The following is a 24,608-nucleotide window of genomic DNA, read 5'->3' on the forward strand; positions in this document are numbered from 1 at the left end:
CTAGGCCAGCCGCACGGCGACTCCGCCGTCCACCGCCATCGGCGCCCCGGTCACAAAGCTCGCGCGGTCCGACAGCAAAAACAGCGCCGCCTGGGCAATTTCCTGCGGAGCGGCCATCCGTTTCATCGGATGCAGCCCGGCGATAAAGCGGTGGGTTTCCGGATCATCGCCTGCCATTGCGGTCTTGGTCCCGCCCGGCAGCAGGGCATTTACCCGGATGCCGTCCGCCGCAAGGTCTGAGGCGAGCGATTGGACCAGCCCGGCCAGCCCGGCTTTTGAGGCGGCATAAGCTCCCATGCCGGGCATCCCGCCATTGCTGAAACCGACAAAGGATCCGGTAAACACCAGCGATCCGCCGCCCCGCGCTTTCAGCGCTGGAATCTGCGCCTTGGCGGAAAAAAAGGCGCCGGTCAGATTGGCTGCAATCACCGCGTTCCAATTGGCAGCGTCCATTTGATCCACGGGCCCCATTTCGCCCATCATGCCTGCGTTGTTGAAAGCACCGTCCAGCCCGCCGAACTCTTCTGCGGCAAGCGCCACCAGGGCCGCCGAATAGGCTTCGCTGGTGACATCACCAGCCAGAAAGGCCGCCTTGCCGCCGCTTTGGTTGATCTGTCCCGCAAGGGTTGCCAGTTCAGCCTGCCGCCGGGCCCCCAGAACGACATTGGCTCCTTCTGCTCCGAACAGCAGCGCCGCGGCGGCACCAATGCCGCTGCTGGCGCCGGTAATGATCAGTGTCTTGTCCTTGAGTTCCATCGTCATAACCTCCGTTGATTGGATGGTTTTGACCTAAGCGCCGCAGCCGGTGCCGCTCGACCCGTTTCTTGCGCTTGCCGCGCGGAGCGAGTCCGTTGCCGCAAGAAACGGGTCACGTATTTGCGGCCGCCCTGTCCGCACCCTGCCTCGGCGAAACCGGGCCGCCCGCCTGCTCCGGGCGGCATCCCGCCTCCATTCAGCACCGGAACAGCAGCCAGCCGGGTCAAGGAGGCCGAGAGGCCCCGCCGCCAGGCGGCTTGTCCTTGACGCGTGTATCTCAAAACAAAATCGGAATTGGCATCTGAGGGGCAGCCCTGCCCCTCAGAGCCTTCTCAGCAAAGGAAACCGCGCCGCGCGTCAGCGCGGCGCCAGGCCCAACGGGAGCGGGGCAATCTTCGATTGTTCCGCGACGGGCGGGAGCACCGCCGCCACCCGATCGTCTCAGATCAGCTGGAACAGGATGCCTGACAAGACCGCACCGCACACCCCCAGCCCCAAATAGGCGGCAAAGACCCGCGGCTTGACCAGCGACCAGACCGCAGCCATGGCCGGAACCGAGCTCACCGCGCCAGCGACCATAAAGGCCATGGCAGCCCCGGCACTCATCCCCTGCTCCATCAGCCCCGCCAGCAAGGGCGGCGCAACATAGGAGTTGAGATAGACAGGCATCCCGACCAGCGCTGCGGTGACAATCGGCAATACGCCCTCGCCGCCCACCAGCCCGGCAATCGCATCGGCCGGGACGTAATGGACCAGCAGAGATTCCAGCACATAGGCCAGCGCCAGCCACTTCAGCAGGAACAGACCGTTGGAGACAAACTCCTCGCGGAACTTCACGCGGCGCTCCGCCTCAGTCCAGAACCGCCAGTTCGGTTTGGCGCCGCGCTGCGGTCCGCCGCAGCCGCAGCAGCTCCGGCTCTGCTGCTGGCGCAGCGGATTGGCAAAGACGCCCTGCCGCCGCAGCAATTTGATGGCAAAACCGCCAAACAGCCCCAGCGCCACCGCCGCCGCCGCCTTGCCGATGGCAAACGGCCAGCCCAGCGCGCCTGCGGTGATCAGCAGCGTCGGCGGGTCAATCAGCGGCGAGGACAGCCAGAAGGCCATCACCGCCGACAGCGGCGCGCCCAGCGCCAAAAGGCCGGCAATGAACGGGATCACCTCGCAGGAGCAGAATGGCGCCAGCCCGCCGAACAGCGCCGCCAGCAGGATCATCCGCGTCTCGCGCCCCTCAAAGGCGCGCGCCACCATCGCCTCAGCACCCGTCGCCTTGAGATACGCAAGCAGCAGCACCGCAAACAGGATATAGCGGGCAGTGCTGGCCAGCGCAGCCAGGGTGAATTCCGCGACAGAGCGGAAATTGCCCGGATCGAGAACGGCGGCGCCTGCCAGCAATGCAACGCTCAGCGCCCAGGGTGTTTTCAGCAAGCTGCCCAGCGGTTTCCTTCTGCGGGGGTTTTGTGTCAGCTCAGCCATCGTTTTCCGCCCTTTTGCCAGCGTCTTCGCAGCATTCCTTGAGAATGAACCCAGCCAGAGCCTCAAGCTGCTCATAATCGGCCCGGCATATGGTGGTGCGCCCGTGGCGCACCTGTGCGACCACGCCTGCGGCGGCCAGGAATTTCAGATGATGCGCCAGGGTCGAGGGCGCAATGCCGGTTCGCTCTTGAATGTCCCCGACTGTCAGCCCGTCCTCGCCCGCCCGGATCAGGCAGCGCAGCACTTGCAGCCGTGCCTCCGACCCCATCGCGGCAAAGCCCTGCGCGGCTTCTTCCCATTGCATGATGCCAGCTCCATTTGATTCGATTAAACTAGTTTTATAGTTTTAACTGGCATGTTTCAAGAGTGCCCTCCGGGACGCGGTCGAGAGCTGAAAGTGGATGTGATCGTCGTGCCGCGCTGCCCTGCAGCCCTGAAAGCTCAGCCTCCCGGACTGCAGCCCAAGACGAGTCTGCAAATGCGGCCCCAAGAAGATCTTTTCAACCCGGTTGTCCGCCGCCAGCAATTGCAGCAGATGGCGGGTCCGCTCCGCGTCGATGCTCCAATCGCTCCATAGCGGCTGCAGGAGTTCCAGATCCCAGCGCAGGGTCAGCCGGTTGCGGGGGCACTCCGTCGGCCCCTGTTCAAACGCAAAATATCCGATGGGTGAACGGGTAGCCCCAGGGACGTAGCCCTCTGCGCCTGCATAGTAGAATGCAAGATCCGCCTTTCTGCCATCGTTGTGGGACAAATGCGGAAGCATCGGAAACTCCGCAAGAAAGGGAAAGTTCGCATCCAAAACCTGCGTCACTGTACCTGGGTAAGCCCGGTCCACCGCAAAGGCCGCATCTTGCAGAGCTTCAGCCATCTCCGGCACCACATAATTGCGGTTCAGGGCACAGTAGAACCAGGACTGCATTTGCAATGGTCCGGTCTCCCGGCAGCTGAGTGCCACCCGCCCGAACTGCGGCGCGGTCCATACCGCGGCCAGGCTGAAACCAATGTAGAGAATCAGGAACGCCGGCAGCCTGCGCCGGAAACACAATGAAATCAGCCAGGCGATGCCGCCAAGCTGGGTAAGAAGCGTTAAAACAACTGCAAGTGCCAGATGGCCAATGACTTTGATCATGGCCGCAAACTGGCACCGCCCGCCGGGCCAGAGCAAGCCGCAGATTCCTCCAAACTGGCCCTAAGTCCAGATTGCGCCGCATTTAAGTCCACCCTAAGGTGGCGCGCATGGCCATTTCTGTCGACACTTTCTTTCTCAATCCGGACGCCCAGGGCACCCTGCAGGCGCAGATCCAGGAAATGATTGCCGAGGGCATTCTGTCGGGCCGGTTCCGGGTCGGGGAGAAGCTGCCGTCCTCGCGCAAGCTGGCAGCGCATCTCGGGATCAGCCGGATCACGGTGACCCTGGCCTATACCGAACTGCTGGCCAACGACTACCTCACCTCGCGCGGGCGGTCGGGCTATTTCGTCTCCGACAATGCTCCGGTGCCGCCCTCCTACACGCCGCAGCAGAAATCCGGCGATGCCATGGATTGGGACAAGGTGCTGGTCCGCAGCTTTACCGGCGGCGACACCCCGCGCAAACCGCAAGACTGGCGCGATTACCGCTATCCGTTCATCTACGGCCAGGCGGATGCGTCGCTGTTCGATCACGCCAACTGGCGGCTGTGCGCACTCCGGGCGCTGGGGCAGAAGGACTTTGCCGCGCTGGCCAACGACTATTTCGACCAGGACGACCCGCTGCTGATCGAGTATATCGCCCGCCACACGCTGCCGCGCCGCGGGATTACGGCTCGGCCGGAGGAGATCCTGATCACGCTGGGCGCCCAAAACGCCCTGTGGATCACTTGCCAGCTGCTGCTGAACCGCAAACGGCGGGCAGCGGTGGAGGATCCGGCCTATTACACCCTGCGCGACCAGGTGGTGCAGACCCGTTGCCAGGTGGACTGCATTCCGGTGGATGAGGGCGGGCTGCCGCCGGAGAATGTGCCGGACAACACGGATGTGATCTTCTGCACCCCCAGCCACCAGAGCCCGACCACTTTCACCATGCCGATGGAACGGCGCAAGAAGCTGCTGCGGCGGGCCAGCGAGATCGACGCGGTGATCGTCGAGGATGACTACGAGTTCGAGATGTCCTTCCTCGCCGCTCCCTCGCCGTCACTGAAATCGCTCGATACCGAGGGACGGGTGATCTATGCCGGCAGTTTCTCCAAATCGCTGTTTCCGGGGCTGCGGCTGGGCTACCTGGTCGGCTCGGAACCCTTCATCCGCCAGGCCCGTGCGCTGCGCGCCAGCGTGCTGCGGCACCCGCCGGGCCATGTGCAGCGCACGGTCGCCTATTTCCTGTCTCTCGGCCATTATGACGCCCAGATCCGCCGCACCGCCAAGGTGCTGCACGACCGGCGCGCGGTGATCGAGGACGCGATCCGAAGTCACGGGCTGACAATTGCCGGCGTCGGCGGTTTCGGCGGATCTGCGCTGTGGATGCAGGCGCCAGAGGGCGTGGATGCCACCGCCGTTGCGCAGCGGCTGAAGGAAAAAAGTGTGCTCATCGAGCCCGGCGCCCCGTTCTTTGCTGCCGAGCACCGCAAGCAGAACTTCTACCGGCTGGGATATTCCTCGATTCCCGCAACCCGAATCGAGCCGGGGCTGGCACTGCTCGCCACGGCACTGAAGCAAGGCTGATCCCGCAGGCACCCGCGCGCGGCACGGAAAATGATACTATACGTATCACTTATTGCAGCGGCGGGATTTATGGCACGCTTACGGGCTGACCGGCTGATGCCTATGTGAAAATCCTGCCGCGTTATTTTCATAGATCCATATTTGGACCTATCCGGGTTTCATAACTGGCCCTAACCCGGCCTTCTCCTGCCCCCTAAACCAGAGTCAATTCCCGGCCTCCGCGCCCGGAGGAATTCCGCGTCTCATTCAGGAGAACCCGCCATGAAAATGACCACCGAAGAAGCCTTTGTCAAAACGCTGCAGATGCACGGAATCCAGCATGCCTTTGGCATCATCGGCTCCGCCATGATGCCGATCTCCGACATCTTCCCCGCTGCCGGCATCACCTTCTGGGACTGCGCCCACGAAGGCTCCGGCGGCATGATGGCCGACGGCTACACCCGCGCCACCGGCAAGATGTCGATGATGATCGCCCAGAACGGCCCCGGCATCACCAACTTTGTGACCGCGGTCAAAACTGCCTACTGGAACCACACCCCGCTGCTGCTGGTCACCCCGCAGGCCGCGAACAAGACCATCGGCCAGGGCGGCTTCCAGGAAATGGAACAGATGCGCATGTTCGCCGACTGCGTCTGCTACCAGGAAGAAGTGCGCGACCCGACCCGCGTCGCCGAAGTGCTGAACCGGGTGATCATGAACGCCAAGCGCGCCTCGGCGCCGGCCCAGCTGAACATCCCGCGCGACATGTGGACCCAGGTGGTCGATATCGAGCTGCCCGCCATCGTCGAGTTCGAGCGTCCCGCCGGCGGCGAAACCGCCGTGGCCGAAGCTGCCAAGCTGCTGTCCGAAGCCAAGAACCCGGTGATCCTGAACGGCGCAGGCGTTGTTCTGTCCAAGGGCGGCATCGAGGCCTCCAAGGATCTGGCCGAGCGTCTGGATGCGCCGGTCTGCGTCGGCTACCAGCACAATGACGCCTTCCCCGGCTCGCACCCGCTGTTTGCCGGCCCGCTGGGCTACAACGGCTCCAAAGCCGGTATGGAACTGATCAAGGACGCCGACGTGGTGCTGTGCCTCGGCACCCGTCTGAACCCGTTCTCCACCCTGCCGGGCTATGGCATGGAATACTGGCCGGCCAACGCCAAGATCATCCAGGTCGACATCAACCCGGACCGCATCGGCCTGACCAAGAAAGTCTCGGTCGGCATCATCGGCGACGCGGCCAAAGTGGCGCAGGGCATCCTGGCGCAGCTCAGCGGCACCGCAGGCGACGAAGGCCGCGAAGAACGCCGCAACCGCATCGCGGAAACCAAATCCCGCTGGGCGCAGCAGCTGACCGAAATGACCCATGAGGACGACGATCCGGGCACCACCTGGAACGAGCGCGCCCGTGCGGACAAGCCGGACTGGATGTCGCCGCGCATGGCATGGCGTGCGATCCAGGCAGCACTGCCGAAAGAGGCGATCATCTCCTCCGACATCGGCAACAACTGCGCCATCGGCAACGCCTACCCGTCCTTCGAGGAAGGCCGCAAGTACCTGGCCCCCGGCCTGTTCGGCCCCTGCGGCTATGGCCTGCCGGCGGTTGTCGGCGCAAAGATCGGCAACCCGGACACCCCGGTTGTGGGCTTCTCCGGCGACGGCGCCTTCGGCATCGCGGTGAACGAGCTGACGGCCATCGGCCGCGGCGAATGGCCGGCCGTGACCCAGATCGTCTTCCGCAACTACCAGTGGGGCGCGGAAAAGCGGAACTCCACCCTGTGGTTCGATGACAACTTCGTCGGCACCGAACTCGACCAGCAGGTCTCCTATGCCGGCATCGCGAAGGCCTGCGGTCTGAAGGGTGTGGTCGCCCGCACCATGGATGAGCTGACCTCGGCCCTGGCGCAGGCGGTGGAAGACCAGAAGAACGGCGTGACCACCCTGATCGAAGCGATGATCAACCAGGAGCTGGGCGAGCCGTTCCGCCGCGACGCCATGAAGAAGCCGGTCCGCGTGGCAGGCATCGACAAGGCGGACATGCGCGAACAGCAGGTCTGACGCACGTGCCCCTGCCCTTTGACCTCTCCTTGGGCCAGGGGGCCTACCTGGCCGCCGCGTTATTCGCGGCGGCCTTGATCCGGGGCTTTTCCGGCTTCGGGTTCTCCGCGATCTTCATCATCCTGGCAGCGCTGACCACCAATCCGCTGCCGCTGATCCCGGTGGTGTTTTCCTGCGAGATTGCCATGACCGCCTTTCAGGCGCGCGGCATCCGCCCGCATGTGGACTGGCACCGGGCAATTGCCCTGCTGGCCGGGGCCGCCATCGCCACCGTTCCGGCCATCGCCATCATGGCGCGGCTGGGCGAACAGGAAGCGCGGCTGGCGATCTCCAGCCTGATCCTGGGCTTGAGCCTGGTACTGCTGAGCGGCTGGCAGCTGGCGCGCCCGGTGGGGCGCAGCGGCAACGTGGGTGTCGGCGCCATCGCCGGCATCGCCAACAGCGCCGGTGTCGGCGGGCTGCCGGTGGCCGCCTTCCTGACGGCGCAGCCGGTGCCGCCTGCGGTGTTCCGGGCGACGATGATCGTGTTCCTGACCGGCATCGACCTGATGGCGCTGCCGGTGATGGCCGCAAACGGGCTGGTCGGACCGGAGACGCTGACCGGCATCCTGCTGGCCTTTCCCATTCTGGGCCTCGGCATCCTCGCCGGGTCCCGCACCTTTCTGGCGGTGTCCCAGACGCTGTTCCGCCGCGCGGTGGTGCTGATGCTGACCGCGCTGTCGCTGATCAATATCGCACGGCTGGCTTTCTGAGCGCCTGCCCTGCCCCGAAACCGCTGTTACAGGACACACGCCCGTGACCCAGACCTTGACGCCGCTCGAACTGCTGCAGGCCGATCCCCCGGCCGCCCGCCCCGTTGTCGCGCTGAGCGAGGGCGCGGATCCCCGTGTGGCGGCCGGCGCCCTGGCGGCTCACCGGGCCGGCATCGCAGATGTTATCCTGGTAGGTCCGCAGGCAGAGGTTGAAGCTGCCCTGCAGAGTGAGGGTGCCAGAGCCGGCGGCGGCGTGGCGATCCACGACCCGGCCGCCTCAGACCTGACCGCGGCATTCGCCGCTGAATACTTCAGCCTGCGCCGGCACAAGGGCGTGGACGAGGCCGCCGCCCGCCAGGCAGCGGAAACCCCGCTGGTATACGCCGCCATGCTGGTGCGCCTGGGCCATGCCGCTGGCACCGTTGGCGGCGCGGTTCACACCACCGGCGACGTGGTGCGCAGCGCCATTCAGGTGATCGGCATGGCGCCCGATGCCGGCATGGTCTCCTCCTTCTTCCTGATGTACCCGCCAGACGGCGCCCCGGATGGCGCCCGGGCGATGCTTTATTCCGATTGCGGGCTGGTGATCGACCCCAAGCCCTCCGAGATGGTGTCGATCGCCGCCGCCTCGGCCCGATCGGCCAGCGCGCTTCTGAAGGTGGACCCGAAACTGGCCTTCCTCAGCTTCTCGACGATGGGCAGCGCCAGGCACCCGGCGGTGGACAAGGTGACCGAAGCCCTTGCTCTGTTCCAGAACGCCCACCCCGATCTGCCGGCCGATGGCGAGCTGCAGTTCGACGCAGCCTTTGTCCCCTCGGTCGGGCAGCACAAATCGCCGGGCTCCCCCATTGCGGGCCAGGCCAATGTGATGATCTTCCCGAACCTGGATGCCGGCAACATCGGGTACAAGATCACCCAGCGGTTGGGCGGTTATTCCGCCATCGGCCCGGTGCTGCAGGGCTTGGCAAAACCCGCCAACGACCTCTCCCGCGGCTGCAGCGCCGAAGATGTCACCCAGATCATTGCCGTCACCATTCTGCAGGCGAACCCGTAAATCCATCCTTTGGGCACAGCGCACTCTTGACCGCAGGCCAGAATGTGCAACCCATGGGTCAATCAGGAAAGTTTCCCGCCATGTCCGTTCTGGCACAGATAACATCTCTGCAATCGGGTGAATTGCAAAACAAACTCCGCCAGCTCCTGCCGGGCGTGGCGGTGTCGGCCCTTGTTGCCATCACGGCGCAGTTCCTTGCGGAGCACTACGCAACGCCCGCCATGCTGCTGGCGCTGCTGCTGGGGATTGCTGTCAGCTTTTTGGGCGAAGAGGGCAAGACCGTGCCGGGCATCGCCTTTTCCGCCCGCTCGCTGCTGCGGCTGGGGGTGGCCTTGCTGGGCGTGCGCATTTCGATGTCGCTGATGATGGGGCTGGGCTGGGATCTGATCGCGCTGGTGGTAGGCGGGGTGATTGCCACTATCCTCTTTGGCCTCGCCATCGCGCGCTTCTTTGGCCACAAGTGGCGCTTTGCCTTTCTGACCGCAGGCTCCGTGGCGATCTGCGGCGCGTCGGCGGCGATGGCGATCAGTGCCATCCTGCCCCGCGACGAGCGCTCTGAGGAGCGGCTGATCTTTACCGTCATGGGCGTCACTGTGCTGTCGACCGTGGCGATGATCGCCTATCCGATCCTGGTGAACCTGCTGGAGCTGAATTCCATCCAGGCCGGCGTGTTCCTCGGCGGCACCATCCATGACGTGGCGCAGGTGGTCGGCGCGGGCTTCTCGATTTCCGAGCAGACCGGCGACACTGCCACCCTGGTCAAGCTGATGCGCGTGGCGATGCTCGCCCCCATCGTGCTGGCAGCCTCGCTGATGATCCGCTCCTTTGCCGAACTTCCCAGCGACGGCAAGCGCCCGCCGGTGCTGCCGGGCTTTGTCATTGCATTCCTGGTGCTGGCGGGGATCAACTCCTTTGGCCTGATCCCGGCGGCCGTTACCGAATTCCTGAGCCACGCGTCGCGCTGGCTGCTGCTTACCGCAATCGCTGCGGTGGGCATGAAAACAAATCTGAAACAGGTCCTGGCCGTAGGAGGCGCGGCCATTGCCCTTATCATCGTTGAAACTCTGTTCATTGCCGGGCTGATCCTGGCGGGGATTGAGCTCTTGACCTGACCGGGGAGACCAGAAGGGAGGCCAGATGACATTCCAGCAACCCCAGGTGGATACCTCACCTGTTGTATCCGACGAGGTGCGGAAAACCACCTGCTACATGTGCGCCTGCCGCTGCGGCATCAACGTGCACATGAAGGAAGGCAAGGTTGCCTATATCGAGGGCAACCGCGACCACCCGGTGAACAAGGGTGTCCTGTGCGCCAAGGGGTCGGCGGGGATCATGCAGGTCAACGCACCGTCGCGGCTGCGCGCGCCGCTCAAACGGGTGGGGCCGCGCGGGTCCGGCGAATTCAAGGAGATATCCTGGGATGAGGCAATCAGCACCGCCGTCGGCTGGCTGAACGAGCTGCACGAAACCGCGCCGCAGAAACTGGCCTTCTTCACCGGGCGCGACCAGAGCCAAAGCTTCACCAGCTTCTGGGCACAGAATTTCGGCACCCCGAATTATGCCGCGCACGGCGGCTTCTGCTCGGTCAACATGGCGACCGCCGGCATCTACACCATGGGCGGCGCGTTCTGGGAATTCGGCCAGCCCGACTGGGAACACACCAAACTGTTCATGCTGTTCGGTGTGGCCGAAGACCATGACTCCAACCCGATCAAGATGGGTATCGGCAAGATCAAGAAGCGCGGCGCGCGGGTGATCGGCGTGAACCCGATCCGCTCCGGCTATAACGCGGTGGCGGATGACTGGGTCGGCATTACGCCGGGCACCGACGGGCTGTTCATCCTGTCGCTGATCCACGTGCTGATGAAGGCGGGCAGGATCGACCTCGACTACCTCAGCCGCTACACTAACGCACCGGTGCTGATCAACGCCTCCGACGGGCCGGACAAGGGCCTGTTCCTGCGCGACGGTGACGGCAAGATGCTGGTGATCGACCGCGGCACCGGCAAGCTCACCCCCTTTGACCAGCCCGGCGTGCGCCCGGACCTGACCGCGGTTCACAAGGCGAACGGCGTCATCCACCGCCCGGTTTTCCACCTGATGGCGGAGCGCTATCTGTCCCCGGAATACGCGCCCGAGGCCATTGCGGACAAATGCGGCATCCCGGCCAAGCGGATCCGCGCCATTGCCGGCGAACTGGCCCGCGTTGCCTTTGACGAGGCGTTTGAGCTGGACGCCGAATGGACCGACTTCCGCGGTGAGAAGCACAGCAAGATGACCGGACGGCCGGTGTCGATGCACGCGATGCGCGGGGTATCGGCGCACGCCAACGGCTTCCAGACCTGCCGCGCGCTGCATGTGCTCCAGATCCTGCTGGGCACCGTCGAGGTGCCCGGCGGCTTCCGCTTCAAGCCGCCCTACCCCAAACCGGTCGAGGCGCACCCCACGCCGCACGGCGACCGCCGTCCGGGCCGTCCGCTGGAAGGTCCGCACCTGGGTTTCCCGCGCGGCCCCGAGGATCTGCTGCTGGACGCACACGGCAAGGCCCAGCGCATCGACAAGGCGTTCACCTGGGAAAACCCGATGTCGGCGCACGGGCTGATGCATATGGTGATCTCCAACGCCCATGCGGGCGACCCCTACAAGATCGACACGCTGTTCATGTACATGGCCAACATGTCGTGGAACTCTTCGATGAACACCAAGGGCGTCATGGAGATGCTGAGCGCCCGCAACGACGACGGCGGCTATATGATCCCGCACATTATTTACTCCGATGCCTACTCGTCCGAGATGGTGGCCTATGCGGATCTGATCCTGCCCGATACCACCTATCTGGAGCGGCACGATTGCATTTCGCTGCTGGACCGCCCCATCTGCGAGGCGGATGCGGCGGCCGATGCGATCCGCTGGCCGGTGATCGAGCCCGACCGCGACGTGCGCGGTTTCCAGTCCGTGCTGATTGAGCTGGCCAACCGGATGAGCCTGCCGGGCTTCACTAATGCCGATGGCAGCCCCAAGTGGAGGGATTACGCCGACTACATCGTCAACCACGAGCGCAAACCAGGCATCGGCCCACTGGCGGGCTTCCGCGGTAAGAACGGCGACAAGGAAGGCCGCGGCGAAGTGAACCCGGATCAGCTGAACCGCTACATCGAAAACGGCGGTTTTTACGTGGCGCACATCCCGGAAGGCGCGGATTACTACAAGCCCTGGAATGCCTCCTATCAGGACTGGGCGGTGGGCATGGGGATCTATGACAGTCCGCAGCCCTATCTGTTCCAGCTGTATGTGGAGCCGATGCGCAAGTTCCAGCTCGCCGCCGAAGGCCATGGCGAGCGCCAGCCGCCGGACCATCTGCGCCGGCGGGTGAAAGACGTGATGGACCCGCTGCCGATCTGGTACGAGACCGACCAGCAAGGGAACGAGGGCTTCACCGTCAATGCGCTGACCCAGCGGCCGATGGCGATGTACCACTCCTGGGGCACCCAGAACGCCTGGCTGCGCCAGCTGCACGGCCGCAACCCGCTCTATGTCCCGACCAAGCTGATGCGCGCGCACGGGCTGCAGGACGGCGACTGGGCCAAGGTCTCCTCGCCGCATGGCGAGATCACCGTGCCGGTGATGGAGATGGCGGCTCTCAACGACAACACCGTCTGGACCTGGAACGCCATCGGCAAGCGCAAAGGCGCCTGGGCGCTGGAGGAAGACGCGCCCGAGGCCACCAAAGGCTTCCTGCTCAACCACCTGATCCATGAGCTGCTGCCGCCCAAGGGCGACGGCATGCGGTGGGCCAACTCGGACCCGATCACTGGCCAGGCGGCCTGGTTCGATCTGAAAGTCAAAATTGAAAAGGCTGCCGCGCCTGAGGACCTCAAGGAAAGCCAGCCGGTCTTCCCGGCGCAGGAGTCCCCCGTAGGCACCGGCCCGAAGGAACTGAAATGGAAAGTCGGCAAATGACGGTGCAAAATTTTTCTGAAAAATTTTGCCAAGACTTTTCCGAAAAGTCTTGGTCCGCCAACCAGAAACGGAGACGCCAGGCATGACCCAGCTGCCCAATTCCACAGAGCGCAAGATGGGCCTGGTCATCGACCTGGACACCTGCGTCGGCTGCCATGCCTGCGTGATCTCCTGCAAAGGCTGGAACACGGAAAACTACGGCGCCCCCCTGTCGGACCAGAACCCCTATGGCAGTGACCCGTCGGGCACCTTCCTGAACCGGGTGCACTCCTACGAGGTGCAGCCCGCTGAGGGCCACGCCCAGCTGATCCACTTCCCCAAATCCTGCCTGCACTGCAAGGACGCGCCCTGCGTCACCGTCTGCCCGACCGGCGCCAGCTACAAACGCGCCGAGGACGGCATCGTGCTGGTCAACGAGGACCACTGCATCGGCTGCGGCCTCTGTGCCTGGTCCTGCCCCTATGGCGCGCGGGAACTGGACCTGGCCGAGGGCGTGATGAAGAAATGCACCCTCTGCGTTGACCGGATCTATAACGAAAACCTGCCGGAAGTGGACCGCATTCCCTCCTGCGTGCGGACCTGCCCCGCAGGTGCGCGCCACTTCGGCGATCTGGGCGACCCGGACAGCGATGTCTCCAAACTGGTGGCGGAACGCGGCGGCATGGATCTGATGCCGGAGATGGGCACCAAACCGGTGAACAAATACCTGCCGCCCCGTCCCAAGGACCAGATCGAGGAGCAGATCGACATCCTCGCCCCGCTGCTGGCCCCGGTTGCCGAAGAACCGCAAGGCTTCCTCGGCTGGCTGGACAAGGCGCTCGATAAAATCCCAGGCACGTCTTCAGGGGGCGCGAACTGATGCATCCCGCACCATCCGTCATCATCTTCACCACCCTGTCGGGCCTGGGCTTTGGCCTGCTGTTCTTCCTTGGCCTTGGCCAGCCTGCGGTGACCGGCACGGTGGCTTTCGTGTTCTACGCCATCGCCTTTGGCCTGGCGTGCGGCGGCCTCTTGGCTTCCACCTTCCACCTCGGCCGGCCGGAACGCGCCTGGCGTGCTTTCACCCAATGGAAAACCAGCTGGCTGTCGCGAGAGGGCGTCTGTGCCGTTGGCGCCTTGTCCGTCATGGGCCTCTACGCGCTCGGCGCAGTCTTTCTGGACAGCCACTGGACACTCCTGGGCTGGACCGGCGCTGCATTCAGCCTCGCCACCGTCTTCACCACATCGATGATCTATACCCAGCTCAAGACCATCCCGCGCTGGAACATCGAGCTGACCCCGGCGGTTTTCCTCTCCTTCAGCCTGGCAGGCGGCGCGCTGCTGGCGGGGGCCGAGGCCGCCGCCCCCTGGCTCCTGGCCATCGCAGGCGCAGTGCAACTGGCCTACTGGGTCAAGGGCGACAAGGCACTGGAAACCTCCGGCACCAACCTGGGCACCGCAACCGGCCTGGGCGAGCGCGGTGCGGTCCGGGCTTTTGAGCCGCCGCACACCGGCTCCAACTACCTCTTGCGCGAGTTTGTGCATGTGGTGGGCCGCAAGCACGCGCAGAAGCTGCGGATGATTGCCTTCATCCTCGGGTTTGCCCTGCCGCTGTTCTTGATCCTGACACCGGTCCAGGGGGTTCTGATCAAGCACCTGTTTGCCGCCCTGGCGGTGCTTTCGCACCTCGCAGGCGTGGCCGCCTCACGCTGGCTGTTCTTTGCCCAGGCCGAACATGTGGTCGGCCTCTACTACGGCAAACGCTGACATTTCCCGGGGCGCCCGAACAGGCGTCCCGATTTTTTTTGAGCATTTTGCGCCAGCCATGTCACAAACTGCCCGGCTGTCTCGTCCTGTTCCTGAAGCCATCAGAAAGGAACAGAATGATGACCCAACGCCTTGACCATTTCAGCGCCGCCCCAGAGCTGTTTCAACCGATGCTGGAGCAGGAAAAGCTGCTCAAGGAGAGCGGCCTGGAGCACAGCCTGGTGGAACTGGTGAAACTGCGGGCCTCGCAGATCAACGGCTGCGCCTTCTGCATCCACATGCACAGCCACGACATGCGCGCCCATGGCGAAAGCGAGGACCGGATGCAGCTTTTGAATGCCTGGCGCGAGTCCTCGCTCTATTCGGACCGGGAACGCGCGGCGCTGGCCTGGACCGAAGCCCTGACCCGGGTGGAGAGCACCGGCGCACCGGATGCGGATTACGAGGGTGTCGCGCGGCATTTCACCCCGCGTGAGCAGGTGGCGCTGTCGCTTCTGGTCGCGGCAATCAATGCCTGGAACCGGATTGCAATCGGCTTCCGCACCCCGCATCCTGCCGCGCAGGAGGCCAACGCCGCGTGACTGCAGAACGCCAAAACGACGGAACCGATGCGTTCCTGTCCGCGCGGCCGCGATTGTTTGCGGCCGCCTACCGGATGCTGGGCACGGTGAGCGACGCCGAGGACATCCTGCAGGACGCTTTCCTGCGCTGGCAGGCGGCACCGCAGGCGGAGGTGCTGGATCCCGCCGGCTACCTGATGCGGATCACCACCCGGCTGTGCCTGGATCAGCTGAAATCAGCCCGCGCACGACGCGAGACCTATCCCGGCGAATGGCTGCCTGAGCCGCTGCTGACCGAAGATCCCGCCGAACGGCTGGACCACGATGTCTCGGTTGCCCTTTTGCTGGCGCTGGAAAATCTGTCGCCGCTGGAGCGCGCCGCCTTCCTGCTGCATGACATCTTTGACAGTGGTTATGAGGATATCTCTGCCGCGCTGGACCGGTCCCCTGACGCCTGCCGCCAGCTGGCCGCACGGGCCCGCCGCAAGGTGCAGCGGCTGCGGCCCGGGGCGCCCGCCAACCCGGACCAGGGGAAGGACTTGGCCGAGGCGTTCTTCCGCGCGTCCAAAACCGGCGATACCGCAGCACTGACCCGGCTGCTGGCGCAGGATGTGCAATTGATTTCCGATGGCGGCGGCAAGGCAATCGCCACGCTCAACCCGATTTACGGGCTGGACCGCGTGCTGCGGCTGTGCGAGGGGCTGGCCCGCAAAGCAGGCCGCAATCTGCCGGACCGCTGGCGGCTGTGCCAGCTGAACGGTTTGCCTGCCATTCTCAGCCGCGAACCGGACGGCATACTCCAGGCAATGGCGCTGGAACTCCGGGATGGGCGGATTGCCCGCATTTATGTGACCCGCAACCCGGACAAGACACGGCATCTGGCGGACGCGTTGAATTAGGCCGGAGGGGCCAGCCCCTCTTGCCCCTCAAGGGGCAATTCACCCCGGAGTATTTTTGACCAGAAAGACTCAAAAAGGGCGGCGCTCCAGTGGAGGCCGCCCAAGTTGTTTCCATCCTGCTGCGCGGATTACAGCAGGCCTGCGTGGACCATGGCAGCATCGATCGCGGCCTTGGTGCTGTCTTCCAGCGTGGTCAGCGGCGAGCGGACCTCTTCGCTGCACATGCCGAGTTTCGACAGACCGTATTTGGCACCGGCCAGGCCGGGTTCGATGAAGATCGCCTCGTGCAGCGGCATCAGCTTGTCCTGATACTCCAGCGCCGATGCATAGTCGCCCGCCAGGGTGGCGGCCTGGAATTCGGCGCAGAGCCTCGGTGCCACGTTGGCCGTGACCGAAATGCACCCCACACCGCCATGGGCGTTGAAACCCAGCGCGGTGGCGTCCTCGCCGGACAGCTGCACGAAATCCGCGCCGCAGGAGGCACGCTGCTGGCTGACCCGGGCGAGGTCGCCGGTGGCGTCCTTCACCCCGATGATGCGCGGCAGCTTGGCCAGCTCCCCCATGGTCGCCGGCGTCATGTCGACCACCGAACGGCCCGGAATGTTGTAGATGATGACCGGCAGATCGGCGCAGTCATGGGCTGCGGTGAAATGCTGCAGCATCCCGCGCTGGGTCGGCTTGTTGTAGTAGGGGGTGACAACCAGCGCCGCATCGGCACCGACCTTCTTGGCGAACTCGACGAATCGAATCATCTCGACGGTGTTGTTGGAACCCGCACCGGCAATCACCGGCACCCGGCCGGCTGCCGCCTTGACCGTTTCCGCGATGACCCGCTCGTGTTCCTCATGGGTCAGGGTCGGGCTTTCGCCGGTGGTGCCGACGGGCACAAGACCCGTGGACCCTTCAGCAATCTGCCATTCCACCAAACGTTTGAGCGCATCCAGATCCAGCTCGCCGTTCGAAAACGGGGTGACGAGTGCTGGCATAGAGCCTTTGAACATGGGCACGCTCCCTTCGCTGCAGGTGCAGGCGGCAATCCGCCGCCGTCAAGATACGGAATGCCAGTGATTTAAGTTGATACCGGCACGCCAATGAGTAACGTTCAAGCCTCTATCCCCGGACCGCTGGAAAATGCAAGAGATGACACGCATCCTGGCCCTTATTCTGCTGATAACCGCAGCCCTGCCCGGGGCGCCGGCGCTGGCGCGCGATCTGGGCACCGCACTGAACCTGATGCGCGCCGAGAAATGGCAGGAGGCCGCCCGCGAGGCAGGGGCGCAGCAAACTGTTGCCCGTGATATCATCGAATGGCACCGGCTGCGCGCCGGGCTGGGGTCTGCAGGCGACGTGATGGCGTTTCTGCAGCGGCGTCCGGACTGGCCCGGGCTGGCCTATCTGCGGCGCCAGAACGAAGATGTGATTGCCGCTACGGGGCGTGAAACCATCCTGGTCTTTTACGCCAAAGAGCGGCCGCAGACCGCCGAAGGCGCGCTGAGCCTGGGCAAGGCGCTGATCGGCAGCGGCCGGCGCGGCGACGGCGAGGCGGAAATCGTGCTGGCCTGGCGCACCATGGCAATGGGCAGCGCCATCCACGGCGCTTACCTGCGGGAATTCGGCACGCTGCTGAAACCGCATCACGCCGCGCGGCTGGACCGGCTGCTGTGGGAGAACCACCTGGTCAGCGCCAAGCGAATGCTGCCGCTGGTGTCCGAAGACGACCGCAAACTGGCAGAAGCGCGCATTGCCCTGCAGGAGCGCGCGCCGGGGGTGGACACCCGGATCGAAGCGGTGCCGGAGGCGCTGAAAGGGGCCGCCGGCCTCGCCTACGACCGGTTTGCCTGGCGCGACGGCAAGCGGCTGCAGGACAGCGCCATCGAAATGATGATGGACCGCAGCACCAGCGCCGAGCGCCTGGGCGAACCCGGAAAATGGCTGCAGCGCCGCCGCGACCTGGCCCGCCAGCTGATGCGCGACGGCGCGCACGAACAGGCCTACCAGCTGGCTGCCTATCACTTCTCCACCCCCGAAGAGGGCTACGGCTATTCCGACTGCGAATGGCTGGCCGGTTACATCGCCCTGCAAAAGCTGCGCGACCCGGAACTGGCAGCCCTGCATTTCCAGCGTTTCCTTGACTCGGTGGAAACACCGATCTCGGTCGGCCGCGGCGGCTACTGGCTGGGCCGGGCGCATGCGGCGCGGGGCAAGCCGGACAAGGCGCATGAGGCCTATGCGAAGGCGGCCGAGTACCAGACCTCTTTCTATGGGCTGCTCGCCGCCGAGAAGCTGGGCCGCCCGTTCGACCCGGCGCTGGTGAAGCCTGCGCAGCTGCCGGACTGGCGCACCGCGGCCTTCATGCAATCCTCTGTCGCCGAGGCGGGGCTGATGCTACTGAAGGCGGGTGAGGCGGAAGAGGCCGAGCGCTTCCTGACCCACCTGGTCGAGACCCTGCCGCCGGTGCAGGCGCGCCAGCTGGGGCAGATGGCGGTGGATCTGAACGAGCCGCATCTGGCGGTGATGATCGCCAAGCGCGCGGCGCGCGGCGGGGTGGAGCTGGAAGGCGCCTACTACCCGCTGCACCCGGTGGCCAAGCACCAGCTGCCGATGGCCGAGGAGATGACGCTGGCCATCGCCCGCCGCGAAAGCGAATTCGACCCGGCCGTGATCAGCCACGCCGGTGCGCGCGGGCTGATGCAGGTGATGCCTGCCACAGCGAAACTGGTGGCAACCGAGCTGGGCATCCTGGCGGGGCACAACACCTCCCGCCTGACGGCCGAGTGGGACTATAACGCCAAGCTGGGCGCCAGCTACCTGGCCGGGCTGGCGGGCAAGTTCCGCGGCAATGTGGTGATGATGGCAGCGGGTTACAACGCGGGCCCGCACCGCCCCTCGGCCTGGATGGAACGTTATGGCGATCCCCGCACCGGCGAGCCCGACATCGTCGACTGGATCGAGCACATCCCCTTCAACGAGACCCGCAATTACGTGATGCGGGTCACCGAAAGCCTGCCGGTCTACCGGGCGCGGCTGGGCAAGGCACCGCTGCCCGTTCCGTTTTCACGGGAGCTGAGCGGCTCAACCCTTCACGCGTTCGCGCCATAGGGTGAACAGCCCCGCGGCCATGATGATCCCCGCACCGATGGCGACATTGGTGCGGATCACCTCGCCGAAGATGGCGACCCCCAGCATTGCCGCCCAGATCAGGTGGAAATAGGCAAAGGGCTGCACCGCGCTGGCCTCGGCCATCTCGTAGCATTTGATCAGCAGCCAGTGACCGGTGACACCGGTCACGCACAAGAGCGCCATCCACAGCCAGTCGCCCTGGCTCATCGGCTCCCAGTACCACATGCCGATCGCGGTCATGAAGACCATGCCGGTGATGCCGGTCCAGAAGAAACTGGTCGCGGTGCTGTCCTGGCGCGCGGCAAAGCGCGTCACCAGCCCGTAGACCGCAAACATCAGCGCCGAGACGAAGGGGATGATGGCGGCCGGGTCGAATACCCCGGCGCCCGGCTGCAGGATGATCAATACCCCGATCAGGCCGGCCCCGATCGCCGCCCAGCGCCGCCAGCCGACGCTTTCGCCCAGCACCGGACCGCTCAGCGCCGCCACCAGCAGCGGGTAGCAGATGAACACGGCCTGGCTCTCGACCAGCCCCAGCAGGGTAAAGCCATAGACCGCCACGCAGATCTCGCCGGCCAGAAGAACGCCGCGGAAGATCTGCAGCCACAGCTGTTCGGTGCGCGCCGTTTCCCGCAGCCCGCCCGGCGCACGGGTTGCCAGAAACACCACGAAGGCGGCAAAGAACCAGTAGCGGATCATCACCACCATGTAGGTGTTGTAGGTGCCCGCCAGATGGCGCGAGATCCCGTCCTGCAGCGCAAAGACGATGGTCGCGGCAATCATCAGCATGATCCCCAGCGGCACGTTGTTGTGCTGCACCCGGGGCCGGGGCAGGCTCTTGGCCTGTGGAACCATGCTCATGGCAGTACCGCCTTTGTCATATGCCGCTTGCGCCCGTAGCCGGGAATGCGGGTCACCTCGAATCCTGCCGCCTCCAGCCCGCGGCGCACAAACCCGGCCGCGGTATAGGTCGCCGCCGAACCGCCCGGCGCTGTATGCGACGCCACCTGGCCCATCAGCGCTTCGCCCCACAGCTCGGGATTCTTGGCCGGGGAAAACCCGTCCAGAAACCAGGCATCCGCCTGCCCTGTCCACTCCGGCAGCGACACCCGCGCGTCGCCGCCAATCACCTCCAGCTGCAGGCTGCCCAGATCGCAAATCCCTGTCCCCTGCCATCCGGCCAGAAACCGCTCCGCCCAGGGGGCGACGGCGGGAAAGGCCTCCAGCGCCTTGACCATGTCCGCAGGCGCCATCGGAAAGGCCTCGAAACTGGTGAACCGCAACGGCCCCGTCTGCCCTGCGGCCTCCCAGGCGCGCCAGGCCGCCAGCATGTTGAGGCCGGTGCCGAAGCCCAGCTCGGCAATATGGAAGCCGGGAGCGAACCGCGCGGGCAGACCGTTGCCTGCCAGAAACACATGTTCCGTCTCCGCCAGCCCGTCCTGGATCGAGAAATAGGGATCATCGAACTGGTCCGATACCGGCACCGCGCCATCGCGCCAGCTGAGCCGCGCCTGCTGGTCTGCCATGCTATAATCCCCTAAGCGGTTATCAGGAATGGCGCGACACTGGCGAAAGGATCGGAAAATGGCAATGGCAGATGTGACGGTGCGCGGGGCGGGCATCTTCGGCCTCTCGATCGCCTGGGTCTGCGCCCGGCGCGGCGCACAGGTGCAAGTGGTGGACCCGTTCGGCGCAGGCACCGGCTCCAGCGGCGGGCTGGTCGGCGCGCTGGCGCCGCATGTGCCGGAGAACTGGAATGCCAAAAAGCAGTTCCAGCTGGAAAGCCTGCTGATGGCCGAAGCCTTTTGGGAAGACGTCGAGACGACCGGCGGCGTCTCGCCCGGCTACGGCCGCACCGGGCGGCTGCAGCCGATCAATGATGAACACACGCTGCAGCTCGCCCGCCAGCGTGAAATCTCCGCCCGGGAACTGTGGAAGGACGAGGCCGAATGGCGTGTCTGCGAGGCCGCATCCGTGGGCCCCTGGGTGCCGCCCAGCGCCACCGGCTACGTCATCCATGACACGCTCAGCGCCCGCATGCACCCCCGCCGCGCCTGCGCTGCGCTGGTCTCTGCCCTGGCGGTGATGGGGGTGGAGGTTTTGCCGGAGGCGCCCGCTCAGGGCAAGGAGGTGCACGCCAAGGGCTACGCAGGCCTCCTGGAGCTGAACGAGACCTTCGGCAAAACCGTCGGCGGCGGCGTCAAAGGCCAGGCCGCGCTGCTGCGGTTCCACGAGGGCGAGGTGCCGCAGCTTTATGCCGACAGCCTGCACATCATTCCGCATGCCGACGGCACCCTCGCCATCGGCTCCACCAGCGAACGCGATTTCGAGGACGGCAAGGCGACAGACGCCCAGCTCGACGACGTGATCGAGCGCGCCCGCGCCGCGGTGCCGGTGCTGCACGGCGCCGAGGTGATCGAACGCTGGGCCGGTGTGCGCCCCCGCGCCAAGTCCCGCGCCCCGATGCTGGGCGCATGGCCCGGCCGCGACGGTCATTTCATCGCCAACGGCGGGTTCAAGATCGGCTTTGGCATGGCGCCCAAGGTGGCCCATGTGATGGCGGACCTGCTGCTGGAAGACAAGGACAGCATTCCCGGGGGCTTCCGCGTGGAAGACAACCTCTGAGCCGCCCGCCCCTTTTGCCCTTTGACGGGCCAAGGGCGGCGCAGCCGCCGCGCGGCACGCGCGGTATACCCTTGACGCAGCAAAGGGCTTCTTGCATTTGGCATGGCGTCCTGAGAGGCAGCTCTGCCCATCAGGCGCTTCTCAGCAAAAAAACCGCGCCGCGCAGCGGCGCCACCCCCAAGCCCCTAATCTGAACCGAAGGGACAGCTTGGGGCGCGGGAGCCCCCCTTTTCACCCCTCAAGCACCGCCACCGCACTCCTGCACTGGCGCCCCTCCGGCCCGCGCACCCGCAGGTCCTTGCCGCCGCGGCACTGCGCGGCGCTTTCGAAATGCATCGAAGGGGACGACGCCCGGACGGAAAACTCCGCCAGCGGCCCCCTCAGCTCTTCCGCCAGCAGCGGCGTCCAGAAATGGAGCCGGGGGAAAAACGGCGGCAGCACGCCGCCCGGGCCGGATACATCAAATCCGTGAAATGCGGTGCAGGGGCGGCAGCGGTGTCAGAAGGTCAAGCCCCCACCTTCGCCGCGCCCTGCGGCAAGGCAGGCTCAGCGGTCCAGTTCGGCCCGCAGCTTCTGCATCAGCTTGGTCAGCGTCGCTTCATACTGCGCGCTGGTCAGCCGCCCGCGTTCATCGAATTCCTTGCTGGAGCCTGCCAGATGCACGCCCGGGCCGGACAGCACCCGCGGCTGGAACGGCACCAGGAAACCGCGCAGCAGCGCCTGCGCCTGCTCGCCGCCGGCCCGCCCGGCCGCGGCCGACATCACGGCCACCGGTTTGTCCGCCCAGGGGTTGCCTTCGGTGCGGCTCACCCAGTCGAGCGCGTTCTTCAGCACACCCGACGGCCCCTTGTTGTATTCCGGGGTGGAAATCACCACCGCATCCGCCGCCGCAATCTCATCCGCCAGCGCCTGCACCGCCGGCGGGATGCCGTCCGCTGCCTCGGCATCGCCGTCATACAGCGGCAGGTTCAGATCCGCCTCCACGACCGTTGCGGACCCGAATACACGCGCGGCCTCCGCCAGCAGCTTGCGGTTGGTGGCCCCGCGGCGCAGCGAGCCGGAAATGGTGAGCAGTCGAGGGTCAGCCATGAAGTGTTCCTTTTGTTCGCATCTCTGTTGCGCCCATCATGTATGAGACAGCGGTTGCGAGGAAACAGCAATTGCCGCGCAGGCAATGTGCAGCGCTACGCAACCCGCCCTGCCCCCGGAACGGAAACAGCCCGCCCCCGATAGGGGACGGGCCGCGGAACACGCATGCGCAGTCCGGATCAGGCGGCTTGCGGGATCACCACCACCTCGACGCGGCGGTTGCGGGCCTTGCCCTCGGGCGTCAGGTTCGAGGCCACCGGCTGCGCCTCGCCGCGGCCGATGATGCGCATGCGGTGATAGGGCACGCCGCCGGCCTGGATCTGGCTGGCCACCGCATTGGCACGGCGCTCCGAGAGGCCCTGGTTGTAGCCGGCATCGCCATCGCTGTCGGTATGGCCGATCACCTGGATGGTGCTGTTGGGGTAGCGCACCAGGCTGTTCGCCACCCGGCGCAGGTCGCCCTGAACCGCCGGCGCAACCGCGGCGCTGTCGGTGGCAAAGGTCAGGTCGTTCGGGAAAGACAGGATCAGTCGGTCGCCGGTGTTGACGATGGTGATATCGTCATTTGCCAGGGTCTGGCGCAGCTCGCGCTCCTGCGCGTCCAGCTGGTTGCCGATCACACTGCCGGCAGTGGCGCCGACAATCGCCCCGGTCACCGCCCCCAGACCGCGGTCCGAGTCATTGGCAATGGCACCGACGCCCGCGCCGATGATCCCGCCCAGGATCGCGCCCTGCTGGGTGTTGCTGCCCGGAGTGCCGACGGTTGCCGGGTCGGTACAGGCACCAAGGGCCAGCGTTGCGGCAACAATACCAGCCGTGGTGAGTTTCATCTGCATCATCAAACTGCCTTTTCATTCTCTCAATCCCGGGACATCGCCCGGTCTTCCGCACGAATATCGTGCCGCAGGGCCGCCTTCTCAAGTCGGGATCGCCCGGCATGGGCGAAATCCCGCGCAAAAAACGCCTCTACGGCAGAACGGCAAAGTCCCACCCCTCCTGCTCCATCCATAATTTCCGCAAGGAGGCGGCTTCGGGCGCAAAACTGTCCACCAGCATCTCCGCAGCCAGCATCCGATCGGTGCGGAAATGGCGGAAGCCGCCGCGCAGATCGCACCAGGCGGCCAGCATGGTGCATTCGATATGATAGATCAGCGCCAGCGGCCGCAGGGTGCGGCGGCTCTCGCCGCTCTCCGGGCTGAGGTAGATCAAATGCAGCTTCCGGCTTTCCCGCACCGCCTGCCGCAGCAGCGCCTTGGAAACGCAGCCCTGTTCGGGATCATCCAGCGGTGCGCCCCAGGGGGCCACCTGCAGCCAGTCGGCAGTGGCATGCACATCCTTGATCTTGTGGCTGACCCGCTCTGCCGCTTTCTGCAGGGCGCCGTCACCGGTGCGCATCAGCATCGCCAGGCCGACGTGCAGCGCCTCCAGCTCCTCTTCGTCAAAATTCAGCGGCGGCAGGTCGTACCCCTTGCGCAGCATGTAGCCGATCCCCGCCTCCCCCTCGACCGGCGTGCGCATCGCCTGCAGCGCCGCGATGTCGCGGTAGATGGTGCGTTTGGAAACCTCCAGCGTCTCCGCAAGGTCCTCAGCCCGCACCGGGGCCGTGGCGGATCGCAGGATCTGGATGATTTCGAACAAGCGGCCGGTGCGGGGCATGGGCGGGCTCCAGTGACAGTCTGCTGACACCTTAGCACATGCCGCTGACAACAGCCTGTCAGCAGAGGTCTGGTTTTCTGTTCCTCAGAAAAGGAGAATTTCCATGCTGACCTACGAATGGATTTCGATGATCACCCTGGGCAAAGACCGCTGGGATACCCGGTACCGCCTGCCGAAACCTTAC

The 24,608-nt window shown here is 65.4% G+C and carries 23 protein-coding genes; 12 read left to right on the plus strand and 11 right to left on the minus strand.

Features of this window, described 5'->3' with window-relative positions; genetic code table 11:
- From OKQ63_RS17350 to OKQ63_RS17365, 4 genes are all read right to left on the minus strand, one after another.
- Complete coding sequence (locus OKQ63_RS17350; protein ID WP_264213944.1) at positions 1-756, minus strand: SDR family oxidoreductase; 756 nt, start codon at positions 754-756, stop codon at positions 1-3.
- A gap of 441 nt (positions 757-1,197) precedes the next feature.
- Complete coding sequence (locus OKQ63_RS17355) at positions 1,198-2,229, minus strand: permease (RefSeq protein ID WP_264211286.1); 1,032 nt, start codon at positions 2,227-2,229, stop codon at positions 1,198-1,200.
- A complete protein-coding gene (locus OKQ63_RS17360; protein WP_264211287.1) occupies positions 2,222-2,533 on the minus strand; it encodes an ArsR/SmtB family transcription factor in 312 nt (103 codons plus the stop codon). The genes OKQ63_RS17355 and OKQ63_RS17360 overlap by 8 nt, the downstream gene beginning before the upstream one ends.
- A 42-nt stretch (positions 2,534-2,575) precedes the next feature.
- Positions 2,576-3,358, minus strand: coding sequence for a hypothetical protein (locus OKQ63_RS17365; RefSeq protein WP_264211288.1), 783 nt, complete (start codon positions 3,356-3,358; stop codon positions 2,576-2,578).
- Between the two features lie 107 nt (positions 3,359-3,465).
- On the opposite strand from OKQ63_RS17365, the gene pdxR reads away from it, so the two are divergent.
- The 10 genes from pdxR to OKQ63_RS17415 all read left to right on the plus strand — a co-directional run bounded on the left by pdxR (position 3,466) and on the right by OKQ63_RS17415 (position 15,934).
- Complete coding sequence (pdxR, locus tag OKQ63_RS17370; RefSeq protein WP_264211289.1) at positions 3,466-4,926, plus strand: MocR-like pyridoxine biosynthesis transcription factor PdxR; 1,461 nt, start codon at positions 3,466-3,468, stop codon at positions 4,924-4,926.
- Between the two features lie 261 nt (positions 4,927-5,187).
- On the plus strand, positions 5,188-6,963 hold the full coding sequence (gene xsc, locus OKQ63_RS17375; protein ID WP_264211290.1) for a sulfoacetaldehyde acetyltransferase: 1,776 nt from the start codon (positions 5,188-5,190) through the stop codon (positions 6,961-6,963).
- A 5-nt stretch (positions 6,964-6,968) separates the two neighbouring features.
- Complete coding sequence (locus tag OKQ63_RS17380) at positions 6,969-7,715, plus strand: TSUP family transporter (protein WP_264211291.1); 747 nt, start codon at positions 6,969-6,971, stop codon at positions 7,713-7,715.
- A gap of 43 nt (positions 7,716-7,758) precedes the next feature.
- Complete coding sequence (gene pta / locus OKQ63_RS17385) at positions 7,759-8,769, plus strand: phosphate acetyltransferase (RefSeq protein WP_264211292.1); 1,011 nt, start codon at positions 7,759-7,761, stop codon at positions 8,767-8,769.
- An 80-nt stretch (positions 8,770-8,849) separates the two neighbouring features.
- On the plus strand, positions 8,850-9,881 hold the full coding sequence (locus tag OKQ63_RS17390; RefSeq protein WP_264211293.1) for a YeiH family protein: 1,032 nt from the start codon (positions 8,850-8,852) through the stop codon (positions 9,879-9,881).
- Positions 9,882-9,906: 25 nt separating this feature from the next.
- Positions 9,907-12,729 carry a molybdopterin oxidoreductase family protein gene (locus OKQ63_RS17395; protein WP_264211294.1) on the plus strand — a complete coding sequence of 941 codons (2,823 nt, stop codon included), beginning with the start codon at positions 9,907-9,909 and terminating at the stop codon, positions 12,727-12,729.
- A gap of 82 nt (positions 12,730-12,811) precedes the next feature.
- Positions 12,812-13,588 (plus strand): 4Fe-4S dicluster domain-containing protein, encoded by a 777-nt coding sequence (locus OKQ63_RS17400; RefSeq protein ID WP_264211295.1) that lies wholly within the window; start codon positions 12,812-12,814, stop codon positions 13,586-13,588.
- Positions 13,588-14,475, plus strand: coding sequence for a dimethyl sulfoxide reductase anchor subunit family protein (locus OKQ63_RS17405; protein WP_264211296.1), 888 nt, complete (start codon positions 13,588-13,590; stop codon positions 14,473-14,475). Before OKQ63_RS17400 ends, OKQ63_RS17405 begins: the two co-directional genes overlap by 1 nt.
- Before the next feature lie 119 nt (positions 14,476-14,594).
- A complete protein-coding gene (locus tag OKQ63_RS17410) occupies positions 14,595-15,056 on the plus strand; it encodes a carboxymuconolactone decarboxylase family protein (RefSeq protein ID WP_264211297.1) in 462 nt (153 codons plus the stop codon).
- A complete protein-coding gene (locus tag OKQ63_RS17415; RefSeq protein ID WP_264211298.1) occupies positions 15,053-15,934 on the plus strand; it encodes a sigma-70 family RNA polymerase sigma factor in 882 nt (293 codons plus the stop codon). Before OKQ63_RS17410 ends, OKQ63_RS17415 begins: the two co-directional genes overlap by 4 nt.
- A 128-nt stretch (positions 15,935-16,062) precedes the next feature.
- On the opposite strand, the gene dapA is transcribed toward OKQ63_RS17415, so the two are convergent.
- Complete coding sequence (gene dapA, locus OKQ63_RS17420; RefSeq protein ID WP_264211299.1) at positions 16,063-16,935, minus strand: 4-hydroxy-tetrahydrodipicolinate synthase; 873 nt, start codon at positions 16,933-16,935, stop codon at positions 16,063-16,065.
- A 139-nt stretch (positions 16,936-17,074) separates the two neighbouring features.
- On the opposite strand from dapA, the gene OKQ63_RS17425 reads away from it, so the two are divergent.
- Positions 17,075-19,033 carry a lytic transglycosylase domain-containing protein gene (locus tag OKQ63_RS17425; protein ID WP_264211300.1) on the plus strand — a complete coding sequence of 653 codons (1,959 nt, stop codon included), beginning with the start codon at positions 17,075-17,077 and terminating at the stop codon, positions 19,031-19,033.
- Here the strand turns inward: OKQ63_RS17425 and OKQ63_RS17430 are convergent.
- Positions 19,007-19,915, minus strand: coding sequence for a DMT family transporter (locus OKQ63_RS17430; protein ID WP_264211301.1), 909 nt, complete (start codon positions 19,913-19,915; stop codon positions 19,007-19,009). The two genes, OKQ63_RS17425 and OKQ63_RS17430, sit on opposite strands and share 27 nt — an antisense overlap.
- Positions 19,912-20,580: a tRNA (5-methylaminomethyl-2-thiouridine)(34)-methyltransferase MnmC2 gene (mnmC2, locus tag OKQ63_RS17435; protein WP_264211302.1), complete on the minus strand. Its 669-nt coding sequence runs from the start codon at positions 20,578-20,580 to the stop codon at positions 19,912-19,914. Before mnmC2 ends, OKQ63_RS17430 begins: the two co-directional genes overlap by 4 nt.
- Before the next feature lie 58 nt (positions 20,581-20,638).
- On the opposite strand from mnmC2, the gene OKQ63_RS17440 reads away from it, so the two are divergent.
- The gene (locus OKQ63_RS17440) at positions 20,639-21,679 is read left to right on the plus strand and encodes an NAD(P)/FAD-dependent oxidoreductase (RefSeq protein ID WP_264211303.1); all 1,041 of its coding nucleotides are present in this window, start codon (positions 20,639-20,641) and stop codon (positions 21,677-21,679) included.
- A 231-nt stretch (positions 21,680-21,910) separates the two neighbouring features.
- Here the strand turns inward: OKQ63_RS17440 and OKQ63_RS17445 are convergent, their stop codons facing one another.
- The 4 genes from OKQ63_RS17445 to OKQ63_RS17460 form a co-directional block, all read right to left on the minus strand.
- Positions 21,911-22,120 carry a hypothetical protein gene (locus OKQ63_RS17445; RefSeq protein WP_264211304.1) on the minus strand — a complete coding sequence of 70 codons (210 nt, stop codon included), beginning with the start codon at positions 22,118-22,120 and terminating at the stop codon, positions 21,911-21,913.
- Positions 22,121-22,225: 105 nt separating this feature from the next.
- The gene (locus tag OKQ63_RS17450) at positions 22,226-22,768 is read right to left on the minus strand and encodes an NADPH-dependent FMN reductase (protein ID WP_264211305.1); all 543 of its coding nucleotides are present in this window, start codon (positions 22,766-22,768) and stop codon (positions 22,226-22,228) included.
- A 179-nt stretch (positions 22,769-22,947) separates the two neighbouring features.
- Entirely contained in the window at positions 22,948-23,607 is a 660-nt protein-coding gene (locus OKQ63_RS17455) for a YiaD family glycine zipper/OmpA-like lipoprotein (protein ID WP_264211306.1), read from the minus strand.
- Between the two features lie 127 nt (positions 23,608-23,734).
- Positions 23,735-24,424: a helix-turn-helix transcriptional regulator gene (locus OKQ63_RS17460; RefSeq protein ID WP_264211307.1), complete on the minus strand. Its 690-nt coding sequence runs from the start codon at positions 24,422-24,424 to the stop codon at positions 23,735-23,737.
- Positions 24,425-24,608 lie beyond the last annotated feature (184 nt).

This window comes from Leisingera thetidis (assembly GCF_025857195.1).
Classification (GTDB): domain Bacteria; phylum Pseudomonadota; class Alphaproteobacteria; order Rhodobacterales; family Rhodobacteraceae; genus Leisingera; species Leisingera thetidis.